The sequence below is a fragment of the Micromonospora sp. WMMA1949 genome (assembly GCF_027460145.1).
GTDB lineage: Bacteria > Actinomycetota > Actinomycetes > Mycobacteriales > Micromonosporaceae > Micromonospora.
Window position 1 is genome coordinate 5122763 of record NZ_JAPZBG010000001.1, and the last position, 14277, is coordinate 5137039.

General features: G+C 75.7%; 7 protein-coding genes. 3 read left to right on the forward strand and 4 right to left on the reverse strand.

Going from position 1 to position 14277, the window contains the following annotated elements:
* Position 1: 1 nt before the first annotated feature.
* Complete coding sequence (locus O7607_RS23935; protein ID WP_269705438.1) at positions 2–2473, forward strand: hypothetical protein; 2472 nt, start codon at positions 2–4, stop codon at positions 2471–2473.
* Positions 2474–2478: 5 nt separating this feature from the next.
* On the opposite strand, the gene O7607_RS23940 is transcribed toward O7607_RS23935, so the two are convergent.
* The 4 genes from O7607_RS23940 to O7607_RS23955 all read right to left on the reverse strand — a co-directional run bounded on the left by O7607_RS23940 (position 2479) and on the right by O7607_RS23955 (position 10569).
* Positions 2479–4515, reverse strand: coding sequence for a BTAD domain-containing putative transcriptional regulator (locus O7607_RS23940; protein ID WP_269705439.1), 2037 nt, complete (start codon positions 4513–4515; stop codon positions 2479–2481).
* Entirely contained in the window at positions 4512–6698 is a 2187-nt protein-coding gene (locus O7607_RS23945) for a BTAD domain-containing putative transcriptional regulator (RefSeq protein WP_269705440.1), read from the reverse strand. Before O7607_RS23945 ends, O7607_RS23940 begins: the two co-directional genes overlap by 4 nt.
* A 287-nt stretch (positions 6699–6985) precedes the next feature.
* The gene (locus O7607_RS23950) at positions 6986–8215 is read right to left on the reverse strand and encodes a cellulose binding domain-containing protein (protein ID WP_269705441.1); all 1230 of its coding nucleotides are present in this window, start codon (positions 8213–8215) and stop codon (positions 6986–6988) included.
* A gap of 323 nt (positions 8216–8538) precedes the next feature.
* Positions 8539–10569 (reverse strand): acyl-CoA dehydrogenase family protein, encoded by a 2031-nt coding sequence (locus O7607_RS23955; RefSeq protein ID WP_269705442.1) that lies wholly within the window; start codon positions 10567–10569, stop codon positions 8539–8541.
* A 171-nt stretch (positions 10570–10740) separates the two neighbouring features.
* Between O7607_RS23955 and O7607_RS23960 the strand changes: the two genes are divergently transcribed.
* Both O7607_RS23960 and O7607_RS23965 read left to right on the forward strand, forming a co-directional pair.
* Complete coding sequence (locus O7607_RS23960) at positions 10741–12462, forward strand: ABC transporter ATP-binding protein (protein WP_269705443.1); 1722 nt, start codon at positions 10741–10743, stop codon at positions 12460–12462.
* Complete coding sequence (locus O7607_RS23965; RefSeq protein WP_269705444.1) at positions 12459–14249, forward strand: ABC transporter ATP-binding protein; 1791 nt, start codon at positions 12459–12461, stop codon at positions 14247–14249. Before O7607_RS23960 ends, O7607_RS23965 begins: the two co-directional genes overlap by 4 nt.
* Positions 14250–14277 lie beyond the last annotated feature (28 nt).

The window sequence follows — 14277 nt, forward strand, 5'->3', positions numbered from 1 at the left end:
GGTGATCACGCGCCACACCGTCGGCAACGCCCTGGTGCTGCACGCCCGCGAGCGGATCAGCACCGAGGCCCGTACGGTGGCGCTCTCGGTGGACGTGGATCCCGACAACGACATCGTGATCCTCGACCTGCAGCACGAGCTGCCGTTCGACATCTGGGACACCGTCGCCACCGAGCTGCGCCGCCAGCGCCTGCGCCGGGGCATCCGGCTGGTGGTCTGCGGCGCCCGCCCGGAGACCGGGGCGCTCGCCGGCCAGTGGCTCTCCGACCGGCTCGGCCGCCCGGTGATCGCCCCCTTCGGACGGATGATCCCGGGCGCGGCGGGACTGCTGTTCGTGCACGCCACGGATCTGGGCGGCTGGGTCTGCTACCGGCGCGGCCACACGCCGGTCTGGCAGTCGAAGCGCTATCCCGTACCGGCGTGGGACGGTGCCGCCGTCGACCACCTGACGGTCAGCTCGACCTGCGCCGCCGAGCCGCTACCCGGCGGCGTCTGGCTCCGGGAGAGCCGCGACGACGCCGCCGTCGCCGTACACGGAAGCCACCTCACCTCGACGATGCCGTGCCTGCCGGACGCGATGCCGGTCCTGGTGGGCTGCCCCGGGACGGCTCCGCTGCGCCTCGACGACATCGCCCGGTTCTGGCGCGGTCTGGCGCCCGAGGGCCGAGACCACGCCCGCTTCGTCCAGTACGGCCCGGTCGCGCTGCCCGACGGTGAGGAGTTCGGGCAGGCGCTGGCCGACCTGCTGCGTTGCCCGGTGCGTGTCTTCACCGGCGTGCCCACCGGCCGCCCGGGCGGTCCGGCCCTGTTCACGGTCGGCACCGACGGGCGGCCCGGCTGGCAGGTCTTCGCCGAGGAACTGGCCTACCGGCCCCGGGAGACGCTCGGGGCGAAAGCGGTGACGCCGCGCATCCTGCGGCACCGCGCACCGCCGGAACTCGGCGAGCCGGTCGGCCCCCGCGTCTACCAGTACGCCCACGACGCGGTGGTCGAGGTGATCCCGTCCGGCCTCTGGCTGCGCGCCCCGCAGCCGCCCCGGCACGCCGACCGGATCCGCGCCGTCCCGATGGACCCGAACCGCGTCCGGCTGGTCGTGGACGACCCGGCGCCGGCGGTGGCCGAGCGCCACCGGGAACTGGCCGGTGACCTGGCGGAGCGGCTGGACCCGGAGACCCGCAGGCGCGTGGCGGTGCAGCCGTCCTCGCTCGTGGCGCCGGGACGCCCGGGGCTCTCCGCCCGCGGGATCGAGGCCGGCACGTACCGGCACACGACGACTCCCGCCGCCGATCTGCCTCCCGCGCCGTCGGTGCCGGTGCCCGTCCCGAAACCGGTACCCGTCACCGTGGCCGGCCCGTCCGTGCCGGCGACCGAGGGGGCGGCCGACGGCGGCGCCGCTCTCGCGAGTGCCGCCTCCGCCGCCCCGCCGGACGGAGCCGGACCGGACATCGCCCGGATTCCCGGTGCCGGACCGGACCGGGACGTGCTTCGCGGGGCGGGGCTGGACGTTGCCGGGCTCCCCGAGGTCGCGTCGGGCGTGGCCGGGCTGCACGGGGCCGGGCCGGGCGTCGCCGGGATCGACGACGCGGGGCCGGACGCGGACGCGCCGGCTGTGGCGGCGACCGACGTGGCCGGGCCGGTGCCCGGCGGCGGCGCGGGCTGGGCGACCAGCCCGACGATGACGCTGCCGGTGCACCGCCCCACGCCGGCGCCCGTCCGCTTTCAGCGCACCCCCGGCGACGACGCGCGGGGCGTGCGCCCCGGCCCCGACCTGGACGAGGAGCGCACCTGGTTCCGGCGCGCGTTCCGCCGCGAGATCGCCGCCGTCTCCGCCGACGTGTCGGACGTGCTCGCCGCGCATCCGGCGCTCGCCGGCGGCGTCGACGCGGTGGAGTACGCGACAGCCGTCCGCCTCTACCTCTCCGCCGCGGGCGACGGTCTCGACCAGGCGCTGCGCTCGGCCGAGCCGGGCGGTCACGTGCCGTTCGCCAGGTGCGTGTCGGCGGGCGTACGCCGGTTGCCGGTGCACCGCGGCGTCGCGTACGCCCGGGCCGAGCTGACCACGGCGGACCTGCGGCGGATCGCGCAGCGGCGGGTGCTCACCGACTGGGGGTTCACCAACGCGCTCGCCGAGCCGCCCGCCGACCTGCCGGGCACCGTCGAGGTGCTGATCTGGTCGGCCACCGCGCGTCGCACGGCGGCGTTCGAGACCGGCGACGGCGTGCCGGCCCGGGTCCTGTTCCTTCCCGGTACGGCGTTCACGGTGCTCCAGGTGCAGGAGCCGGAGGCCGGCGCCCCCGCCCGGCTGCTGTTGCGGGAACTGGCGGTGGAGGAGCCGCCGGTCGACGGGCGGGTACGCTTCGACGCCCTCGCCCTGGCCGCCCTGTGCCAGCACCTCGCGCGCAGCGCCGGCCCGGGTACGCCGGTCCCGGCCGCCGCCGCACGCCGGTTCCTGGGCGTCCCCGGGCTGCGCTGAGGCCGCTACCGGTCCGGGCCGTCGAGGAGAGCGGCGAGCGTCGTCCGGTGCGCGGCCGGCACCCGGTGGCTCGCCAGGGCCCGGCGCACCAGCTCGCGGGCCGGTTCCGGGGCCTGCCGGTACAGCTCGGCGCCGTGCGCGACCAGCCATCGCACCAGCCACTCGTCCACCTCGGGCGGCCCGGCGAGCAGGTGGTCGGCGACCCGGGCGGCGGCGCCGCCGTCGTCCGCGAGCGCCTGCGCCGCGTGCCGGCGCAGGGTCGGCCGCAGCGCGGCGGGGATGCTGCCCGCGAGGGCCCGCCGCAGCACCGGTTGCCGGAATGCCAGCTCGCCGCCCGCGTCCACGAGGACGTCGGCGGCGAGCGCCTCCTCCAGGTCGGCCATCAGGTCGAACGGCGTCCGTCCGGTGACCGCCGCGACCTCGGCGACGGCGAACCGGTCGCCCAGCAGGGCGGCGTAGCGCAGCGCCTCCCGGGCACCGGGGGAGAGGTGGTCCAGGCTGGCCCGCACGGTGTCCAGAAGCGCGCGCGGCATGCCGTCGGCCCGCGCGTCGACCTCGGCGAGCCCGTCGACCACCCGTACCCCGTCCTCCGCCACGAGGCCGGTGACCAGCTCCCGGGCGTACAGCGGGTTGCCGGCGGCCAGCGGCGCCAGCGACCGCAGCGTCGCGCCGGGTGGTACGCCCACCGTCCTACCGAAGATCTGCTCGATGTCCGACGGGGGCAGGGGAGCCAGCCGGATCAGGTGCCCGTCGCGGGTGCTCACGCCGCGCCGCAGCCGGGCCAGGTCGGCGCGGCCGGGCTCGGGCCGGGCGGTCGCGACGAGCAGCAGCGGCAGCCACCGGGTCAGCGCGGCGAGCCGCTCCCAGGCCAGCAGGCTCACCTCGTCGGCCCACTGGAGATGGTCGACGGCCAGCACCAGCGGGCCTGCCGCGGTCAGCTCGCGGACGTGGTCGAGCACCCGGTCGACGGCCGCCGGCGGGTCGTCGTGCGCCGCGTCCTCCAGGCGCAGCGCCCGCCGCATCACGTGCAGCGGGATGCGGCCGCTGAGCTCCTCGGCGACGCCCCGCGCGACCCGGTGGCCCATCGCCCGCGCCTCGTGCAGTGCCGCGTCGAGCAGCGCCGACTTGCCGATGCCCGGCTCGCCCTCGATCCACACGATCGTGCTGCGGCCCTCGCCCAGCGCGCCCAGCAGGCCGCGCAGCAGCGCCAGCTCGCCGTCGCGCCCGACCAGGCGGCCCCGCCACGGTACGGCGGGCGCGGCCACCGCGTCCGGCGCCACGGGTACGGCCGGTGCGGCCGGTGCCGGCTCGGCGAGGATCTGTACCTGCAGCTCGCGCAGGGCCGGGCCGGGCTCGACCCCGAGTTCGTCCACGAGCACCCGGCGCGCCGTGTGGAAGACGTCGAGCGCCTCGGTGCCCCGGCCGGCCCGGTGCAGCGCGCGCATCAGCAGCTCGTGGAACGGCTCGTGCAGCGGGTGGTCGCGCACCAGGGCGGTCAGGTCGGCGATCAGCGTGTCGTCCCCGCCGCCGGCCAGGACCAGCCGGGCCCGCCGCTCCGCCGCGCCGATCCGCAGCTCGGTCAGGCGGTGCCGGTCGAGGTCGGCGAAGAGTCCGGTGACGTTCGCGTACGCCTCGCCCCGCCAGAGCGCGAGTGCCTCGTCGAGCAGTGCCACCGCCTGACCGGGCCGCCCGGCGGCGGCCTGCGCCCCGGCCGCCTCGCACAGCGTCTCGAACCGGTCGGCGTCCAGGGCACCCGGTTCGAGGCGCAGCGTGTATCCGGCCCGGCCGGAGCGCAGCAGCCCACCGGCCGCGCCGAGGCTGCGCCGCAGCCCGGAGACGTAGGTGTAGATGTTGCCCGCCGCGGCGCTCGGCGCCGACTCGCCCCACAGCGCCCGGATCAGCTCGGTGCGGGTGACCGGGCGGTTGGCGTTCGCGGCCAGCATCGCGAACAGGGCACGCCGCCGGGCCGGCCCGAGGTCGATTTCGGACTCGCCGTTCCAGGCCCGTACCGGGCCCAGCACGGTGACGCGCAGTCTCCTCACCGGTGCCCGACGACCGCCGGTCCGACGCTCGGGGACGGTCCGCCCGGGTCGGCGATCCGGTTCATCTCGGCGCGCGTCGCGGCGTCCGCGGTGTGCGCCGACACCCAGCTCGCCTCGGCGCCGGCGGGCAGCCCGCAGCGGTGCAGCACCCGGGCCAGGTGCGCGGTGAGCAGCTCGCGGGACGGCGCGGACAGGCCGGGCGAGGCGACGGCGTGCCGCAGCACCGCGATCGCGGGCGCGGGGGCGACGACGCTCAGCTGCGCGGCGTGCGCGGTCAGCCAGTCCTGCACCCACGTGTCGACAGGCACCGGACCGGCCAGCAGCTGGCCCGCGACCCGGCCGAGGTCGGCGCCGGCCTCGGCGAGCCGCTGGGCGAACTGCCTGTGCATCAGCACCCGCAGCGCGGTCGGGATCGCGCCGCGCAGGACCCGGCGGACGACCGGATGCCGGAACCGCAGGCGGCGCCCGTCCTCGACGAGGACCCCGGCGGCCAGCGCCTCCTCCACCGCGGGTACGAGCTCCGGCGCCGACCTGCCGGTGACCGCGGCCAGGTCGGCCACCAGGTAGTTGTCGCCGAGGAAGGCGATCGCCCGGAGCAACTGGCGGGTGTCGTCGGCGAGTGGTTGCAGGTGCCGGGAGACGGCGTCGGTCAGGTCCGGTCCGGGCGTGTCTGCGGTCCGTCCGTCCCGGTCGGCGAGCACGAGATGACGCAGGTAGTACGGGTTCCCGGCGGCCGCCGCGACGAAGGAGCGGGTGGCACCCGGGTTCGGGCCGGGCGGGCGGGACCAGGCGCGTACCAGGCCGGCGGCCGTTTCGTCGTCCAGCGGGCCGAGTTCGACGAGCGTGGTGCCGTCGCGGGGCAGCACCCGGCGCAGGAGCCGCACCTCGTATCCGGCCGGGACCGGGCGCGCGGCGGAGACGAGCAGCAGCGGCAGCCGCGTGGTGAGCTTGTGCAGCGCGTGCCAGACCAGAAGCGACATGTCGTCGGCCCACTGGAGGTCGTCCAGGACCAGCAGCAGCGGCCGCTCGGCGCACCGCGCGACCACGAACCGCTGGATCGTGTCGATCACGGTCATGGTCGGCGGCGCCCCACCGGTGCAGGCCTGCAGCGAGGCGGGCAGGCCGTCCGCGTCGTTGCCCAGGGAGAGGCACTCCAGCACGATGCTCAACGGCATCCGGTACGCCAGCTCGTCGCCGACCGCCCAGCCGACCTGTACGCCGAGCGGGGCGGCGCCGCTCAGCCCCTCGGCCAGCAGCGCCGACTTCCCGATGCCCGCCTCGCCGCTGATCCAGACGCTGCCACCGCGCCCTCCCGCGAGGCCGGTGACCGCCGTGCGCAGCCGGTCCAGCGCGGCGGCGCGGCCCCGGAAGCCGGGGTGCCGGTGCGGTACCGGACTGCGCACCGGTGCGGGAGCCGCGCCCAGCAACTGGTCGTGGATCTGCCGGACGGCGGCGGCGGGTTCGGTGCCCGACTCCTCCACCAGGCGGTCCCGCAGCGTGGCGTAGAGCGCGAGCGCCTCGGCGGCACGGCCCTGCGCGGCGAGCGCCCGCATCGCCAGCGCGTACAGGCTCTCTCGGGCCCGGTGGCGGCCGGCGAGCGCGAGCAGGCGGTCGACGACCTCGGCGCCGCGCCCGAGGCCCAGCATCAGCTCGGCCTGGCGTTCCACTGTGGTCAGGTACAGCTCGCCGAGCCGGATCCGGTGGCCGGCCGCCCGCGGTCCCGGTACGCCGACGAGCGCCTCGTCGCCCCGCCACTGCGCCAGCGCGGCGTCCAGCGCCGCCAGTTCACCGGCGGTGTCCCCGGCGGCGCGTGGCGCGCGGCTGCGGTCGCGCAGCCGCTCGAAGCGGTGCACGTCGACGGCGTCGGCGTCGAGGTGCAGCCGGTAGCTGCCGCCCTCGGAGGTGAGCACCCGGCCGGAGGACCACCGGTCCCGGTCCGGTTCGAGCATCCGGCGCAGGGCGGAGACGTACGTGTAGAGGTTGCCGGTTGCGCTGGCCGGTGGACGGTCACCCCAGACGGCGGTGATCAGCTCGTCCCGGGACAGGCCCCGCTCCGGGGTGAGCGCCAGCGCGCTGAAGACGGCCCGGCGCTGCGCCGAGCGCAGCGGCAGCTCCCGCCCGGCGTACGTGATCCGGAGATTGCCCAGCAAGCGGATGTCGAAGCCACTGCACTGTGCCGTCATGCCGTCCTCGTGGTGACCGGATACCTGCCTCGGTGACAACCGTTCGGCGGAACCCTAGCCCAACCATCTACCATGTCAACTTCGTGTGGATGGCGAAAAGGCTTACGGCGCAGGGCTTTCGAGTGCGTGCGGGGCTCGTCCCGAACCGCTACCGGTCGCGCCAGCAGGCAGTCTTCGCGAGGCCGGTCCGCACCGTCCACGACGGACCGGAGAGTGCCGGGCGTCCCCGGCGAGACGATACTCACCTCGGTGGGGCCGGCGTCCGGCGCCGGCCCCACCGCTGTGGTTCAGCTACCGGTGCAGGTGGCGGTGGCGCCGCCGCCGGTCCCGGTGCCCTGGAATCCGAAGGTGGTGCTCTGTCCCGCACCCAGGCGTCCGTTGTAGCTCTGGTTGGACACGGTGACGGTGCCGCTGGTGCCGCTGGGCACGCCGTTCCAGAGTGAGCTGATCGCGGCGCCGTCCGGCAGGGCGAGCGTCACCCGCCAGCCGGTCAGCGCGGCGCTCCCGGCGGTCACCGTCACGTTGGCGACGAAGCCACCGTTCCACTGGTCCTGGACGGTGTAGACGGCGGTGCAGGAGGCCCCGCCCGGCGGCGGAGTGGTCGGCGGGGGCGTGGTCGGCGGCGGGGTCGTGGGCGGCGGGGTCGTGGGCGGGGGAGTGGTGGGCGGCGGGCCGTCCAGCGTCAGGTTCTTCTGCTGGACGCTCCACTGGCTGCGGCACAGACCGCAGTCCGGGCCGACGAAGTTGGCGCCGGCGCTGACGTCGCCCTTCAGGCGCCACTTGAGGTAGAGCACCGCGACCCGGCCGAACTCGCCGCCGTTGGGCTGGTCGTACGTGCCGCCGTGCCCGACGTTCAGGTTGCCCATGAAGGCGGGCAGCCCGGACGGCAGCTTGCCCCAGTCGTCCATGGCGTTCGGGTAGGCGATGTCGCTGGGCCCGCCGACGAAGTACGCGATCGGCTTGGTGAGTCGCCGCAACTGGTAGTCGTCGGCGTCGTTGAGCAGGCCGCTGCTGAAGATGCCGGTGGTGGTGACGCGCGGGTCGTTCGAGACCGCGTACGCCTCCAGGCCACCGCAGGAGAACCCGGCCACGGCGATCTTCGTGGTGTCGATCCGGTTGTAGTACTTGCTGCCCGAGCGGGAGTTCTCCGCCACCGCCCAGTCGATCGACTGGGTGAGCATCTGGGAGTTCGTGGAGCCGGAGCCGTTCGGCGCGCCGTTGGCGATGGCGAGGAAGCCGTGCGAGGCGATCTCGCGCAGGAAGTTGCCCTGCGACAGCCCGTTGGCCGAGCACGCGCCGTTGCCCCAGACCAGGACGGGAAGGCGTTCGGACGGGAGCGTCTGGGGCCGGAAGATGGTGTGGTTGGGCAGGCTCGACGAGGTCTCGTAGTCGGCGGGGTAGGGGCCCGAGCCGCCGATCGCGGCGCCGGCCGGTGTCGCGCCGAGCGCCACGACCACTGTGGCGAGCGGGACGAGGGCGGCGGCCAGGCCCGCGTAGATCTTCGATCGTCTTCTCATGCGCCCTCCAGGGGACGTCGTGACGGCGCTCCCCGGATGGTGGTGGTGGCGGTGTGTCGGCCACGTCGGTGTGGCGCCGCCGCGATGCGTCCCCGCGGGGGGACCGGCGGGAGCTTTGCAGTTAATATCACCGCCGTAGCGGAATGTGTCAATACACGCTGGTCGATGTCTCCCGCCGGTCTCGCCGCCGCGGCCCTGACCGTCCCGCTGTTCGCCGCGCCCGCCGCCGCCGAGCCGGCGTCGATCCCGAACCCCGACACGGGTCTGGTCTTCTACTCCAGCAATCCGCTCGCCGTGGTCGCCCGGCAGGCCGCGCCGGACGGCTACGGCGCGGCGGCCGCCGAGTCGGCGTCGGCTTCCTTCGTATCGGCGCCGGCGGCCTCCGGGTGGGCGGCGTCGTGCGCGGCCATCTCATCCTGCCGGGCGGGCTCCTCGCGCAGGATCGCGGCGTGCAGCCACGCGTCGGGGATGGCGAAACCGTCCACGAGCGTGCGCATGAACGGTCGCAGCTCCTTGAGCAGCCCGTTCACCACGCCGGTGATCGCCTTCGAGCGGGCCGGGGTGAGCCGGCCGTGCTCCAGCAGCCAGCCCTTGTTGGCCTCGATGACGCTCAGCGCGTACAGGTCGCAGACCCGGGACAGCAGCTCCTTGACCGCCGGGTCGGCGGTGGCGTCGATGCCGGCGACGAACGCCTCCAGGGTCACCCGGTCGACGTGGGCGGCGGCGACGGCGAGGACGTGGTCCTGCACGTCGTTGAAGATGTCGAACGGGCGGTCCTTCTTGGTGGAGGCGCCGCCGCGCAGCCGGCGGACCGCGCTGTCGAGCAGGTGCTCCTCGCGGTCCTCGAACACCTTGAGCTGCCAGCCCCGGTCGGTGACGGCGACCTCCTCGTCGCGGCCGGGCACCGCGCCGACCAGCCGCGCGATCAGCGCCCGCGCGGCGGTGCGCTCCAGCACCATCTCGCGTACCTGCTCGGCGACGAACGACGCGCGCCCCCAGCCGTCGAGCGAGCCGAACTCGTCCCGGTAGCCGGTCAGCAGCCCCTTGGCGACCAGCTGCAGCAGCACCGTGTTGTCGCCCTCGAACGTGGTGAACACGTCGGTGTCGGCCTTGAGGCTGGGCAGCCGGTTCTCGGACAGGTAGCCGGCGCCGCCGCACGCCTCCCGGCAGGTCTGGATGGTGCGCGTCGCGTGCCAGGTCTGCGCCGCCTTCAGCCCGGCGGCCCGGGACTCCAGCTCCCGCTGCCGGTGCTCGTCGACCGGCCCGGCGCCGCCCTGGATCTCGTCGAGCGCGGCGACCAGCTCGGTCTGGGCGAAGTGCAGCGCGTACGTGGTGGCCAGCGCGGGCAGCAGCTTGCGCTGGTGGGCCAGGTAGTCGTTGAGCAGCACCTCACCGTCGCCGTCGGCGTCGGCGAACTGACGGCGGATGTCGCCGTAGCGCACCGCGATGGCGAGCGCCGCCTTGGTGGCCGCCGACGCGGCGCCGCCCACGCTGACCCGGCCCCGCACCAGCGTGCCGAGCATGGTGAAGAAGCGGCGGGAGTCGTTCTCGATCGGGCTGGAGTACGTGCCGTCCTCGGCCACCTGCGCGTACCGGTCCAGCAGCATGTCCCGGGGTACGCGTACGTGGTCGAAGCTGAGCCGCCCGTTGTCCACACCGAGCAGCCCGGCCTTGGGCCCGGCGTCGCCGATGGTCACCCCGGGCATCGGGTTGCCGTGCCCGTCGCGGATCGGCACCAGCCACGCGTGCACCCCGTGGCGGTGCCCGTCGATGATCAACTGGGCGAAGACCACAGCCATCCGCCCGTCTCGGGCCGCGTTGCCGATGTAGTCCTTGCGCGCCGCCTCGTGCGGCGTGTGCAGGTCGAAGGTCTGCGTCCGCGGGTCGTACACGCAGGTGGTGCGCAGCTGCTGCACGTCCGAGCCGTGGCCGGTCTCGGTCATCGCGAAGCAGCCGAAGATCCGGCCGGAGACGATGTCCCGGAGGTAGGCGTCGTGGTGCCGCTCGGTGCCGAGGGCGGCGACCGCGCCGCCGAACAGGCCCCACTGCACGCCGGCCTTCACCATGAGTGACAGGTCGACCTGCGCCAGCATCTCGGTGGCGACGATCGAGGCGCCGATGTCGGACCGGCCGCCGTACTCGGCGGGGAAGCCCGCGGCGATGCCCAGATCGACCGGGAGTTCGCCGAGCAGCCGGGTGATCCGCTCCCGCGCCTGGTCGCCGGTCTCCCCGTAGACCGGGAGAAACCGCTCGTCGAGGTGTTTGCGGTGAGCCTGGCGGACCTCGGCCCACGGTCCGTCGAGCGTCTCCTGAAGGCGGGCGATGTCGATGCGGCGGGACGCGTGATCGAGCATGGTCGCTCCTCGGGGCAGCGGGGCACGTGGGCGCACTCTCGGCCTGATCAACATTACCGGCGGTCACCATGGCCCGCTGGCGGAGCCCGTGGTGAGCCGTGCCACCCGGCTCGGCCACCCGAGACGCTGAGGTTAGGCTGTCCTCACTTCGATCCCTGGAGGCGTCCCCTCGTGTCCCCGCATCCCGCCGGCAGCGCCGTCACGGCCCGGTACGTGCTCCGTCAGGCGTTGCGCCGCCAGCGGCGACCGGTGCTGATCGGCGTGACGCTGCTCGGCCTGCACCAGGTCGCCGAGGCGCTCGTGCCGGTGGCGATCGGCGTCATCATCGACCGCGCCGTGGTGACCGGCGACCCGTGGGCGCTGGCGTACTCGGTCGCCGGCCTCGCGGCCCTGTTCGCCGTGCTCGCGTTCGCCTACCGCAACGGCGCCCGTCAGGCGTTCGCCGCCGTGGAGCGCGAGGCGCACCTGCTGCGGGTGGAGATCGCCGAGCGCGCGCTCGACCCGCGCGGGCACCGCTCCGGCCTGCGCGACGGTGAACTGCTCTCGGTCGCCGCCTCCGACGCCGAACTCGCCGCGTACGTGGTGCGGGTGGCCGGATTCGGCGTCGCCGCGGTGACCGCGTTGACCGTGGCGGCGACCGCCCTGCTGGTCATCGACATCCCCCTCGGGCTCGGCGTGCTCGTCGGCGTACCGGTGCTCGTGCTGGTGCTGCAACGGATGGCGCCGCTGCTGTCCCGCCGCAGTACCTCCCAGCAGGAGGCCCTCGCCGAGACCACCGCGCTCGCCGTCGACCTCGTGTCCGGCCTGCGGGTGCTGCGCGGCATCGGCGCCCAGCACCACGCCGCCGGCCGGTACGCCGCCGCCAGCCGCCACGCCCTCGCCGTGACGTTGCGCGCCGCCAACACCAAGGGGCTGCACCTCGGGCTCACCACCGCCGCCAACGGACTGTTCCTCGCGGCGGTAGCCGGTGTCGCCGGCTGGCTCGCCCTGCGCGGCCGGCTCACCATCGGAGAGCTGGTGACGGTGGTCGGCCTCGCGCAGTTCGTGGCCGAGCCGGTGCAGACCATGGGCTGGTGCGTGCAGCTGTTCGCGATGGCACGCGCCTCCGCCGCCCGGGTGGCGCGCGTGCTCGGCGCCGAGCCGCTCACCCGGCCCGGAGACGCGCCGGCCCCGGCGGACCCGGACGGGCCACGGCTGGCCCTCGACGACGTCGGGCACGCCGGACTGGACGGGGTGAACCTGCGTGTCGACCCCGGCGAACTGGTCGGTGTGCTCGCGTACGACCCGGCCGACGCCGAGGCGCTGGTGGCGCTGCTGTCCGGGCGGGTGCCGCCGGACGCGCGCCGGGGCACCGTACGTGTCGACGGCGTACCCGCCGACGAGCTGCACGTCGACGCGCTGCGCGGCACCGTGCTCGTCGAGCCGCACGACGTGACGCTCTTCGAGGGCACCATGGCCGACAACCTCGCCGCCGGCGCCCCCGCCGACCAGGCGCGGCTGCACGCCGCCGTCCGCGCGGCCGCGGCCCAGGACGTGGTGGACGCGCACCCCGGCGGCCTGGACCACCGCATCGTCGAGCGCGGCGCGAACCTCTCCGGCGGGCAGCGCCAGCGGCTCGGGCTGGCCCGGGCGCTGCACGCCGACCCGCCCGTGCTGGTGCTGCACGACCCCACCACCGCCGTCGACGCGGCCACCGAGGCGCAGCTCGCCGACGGACTGGCGCAGGCGCGCCGGGTCACGCCCCGGGGCACCCTGCTGATCACCAGCAGCCCGGCCCTGCTGCGGATCACCGACAGGGTGGTGGTGATCGCCGACGGCCGGGTGGCCGCCGAGGGACCGCACGAGCGCCTGCTCGCCTCCGACGTCCGCTACCGCGAGGAGACACTGCGGTGACAGCTGACCCGCGCACCGCCGACCGGCCGCTGCTGCCGATCGCGTCCGCCCGGCAGACCTGGGCCACGCTCGGCGCCCAGTTCCGCGCCCGGCCCGGCCTCAGCGCCGCCGCGGCGACGGTGCTCGTCGCCGCCGCGGCGGGCGGCCTGGTCGCGCCCTTCGTGCTCGGCCGCCTGGTCGACGACGTCATCGCCGACGCCCCGGTCTCCCGGATCGCCGGCCGGGTGGCGGTGATCGCCGCCGCCGCCGTGCTCACCGGCCTGCTCACCGCGCTCGGCGCCGCGCTGGCGTCCCGGCTCGGCGAGACGGTGCTGGCCCGGCTGCGCGAGCGCGTCCTCGATCGGGCGCTGCACCTGCCGTCCGCGACGCTGGAACGGGCCGGCACCGGTGACCTGCTGGCACGCGTCGGCGACGACGTGGCGGTGGTGACGAACGTGATCGCGGTGAGCGGCCCGTCGTTCGTCGGCGCGCTGCTGTCGGTCGTGCTCACCGTGTTCGGGCTGGTCGCGCTGGACTGGCGGCTCGGCCTCGCCGGGCTGGTCGCCGCGCCCGCGTACGCGCTGGCACTGCGGTGGTACCTGCGGCGCTCGATGCCGTACTACGCCCGCGAGCGGGTCGCCACCGGTGAGCGGACGCAGGCGATGGCCGGTGCGCTGCGCGGCGCGGCGACGGTGCGCGCGTACCGGACCGAGGACGCGCACGTGGCAGCCATCGCCGAGCGGTCCGGCCTGGCCCGCGACCTGTCGCTGGACATCTTCAACCTGCACACCCGCTTCGGGCTGCGGATCAACAGGTCGGAGTTCCTCGGCCTGGCCGCGGTGCTCGTCGCCGGTTTCTTCCTGGTCCGCGACGACCTGGTCACCGTCGGCGCGGCGACCACCGCCGCGCTCTACTTCCACCGGCTGTTCAACCCGATCGGCCTGCTGCTGATGGAGTCCGACTCGGTGCTGCAGGCCGGCGCGAGCCTCGCCCGCCTGGTCGGCGTGGCGGAGCTGCCCGACACCGCGCCGCCCGCCGCGTCCGGCCCGGCCGCCCGGCCCGCCGGCACCCGCGGCCCGGCGGCGCTGGACGTCACCGTGCGCCGGCACCACTACGACGACGGGCCGCTGGTGCTGGCCGACGTCGAGCTGCGCCTGGCACCGGGGGAGCGGGTCGCGCTCGTCGGCGCCAGCGGCGCCGGCAAGAGCACGCTCGCCGGCATCGCCGCCGGGATCATCGCGCCCACCGACGGGTCGGTACGCCTGGACGGCGCGCCGCTGACCGGGGCGGACGAGACCACCTCCCGGCGCGACGTGGCACTGGTCAGCCAGGAGGTGCACGTCTTCGCCGGCCCGCTCGCCGAGGACCTGCGCCTGGCCGCCCCGGACGCGACCGACGTCGAACTGCTCGACGCGCTGGACCGGGTCGGCGCCACCACCTGGCTGCGTACCCTGCCGGAGGGCCTGGCCACACCGGTGGGCGAGGGCGGTCACCGCCTCACCGCCGCGCAGGCCCAGCAGGTCGCCCTGGCCCGGCTGGTGCTCACCGCGCCCGCCGTGGCCGTCCTGGACGAGGCGACCGCCGAGGCCGGCAGCGCCGGTGCCCGCGACCTGGACCGGGCGGCCCGCGCGGCCACGGAGGGACGGACGACGCTGATCGTGGCGCACCGGCTCAGCCAGGCGGTCGACGCGGACCGGATCGTGGTGCTCGACCACGGCCGCGTCGTGGAGCAGGGCACGCACGAGGAGCTGCTGGCCGCCGACGGCCGGTACGGCCACCTGTGGCGCTCCTGGCGCGTCCCGGTATGATCACCGACCGCTCCACGGCCCAGGCGAG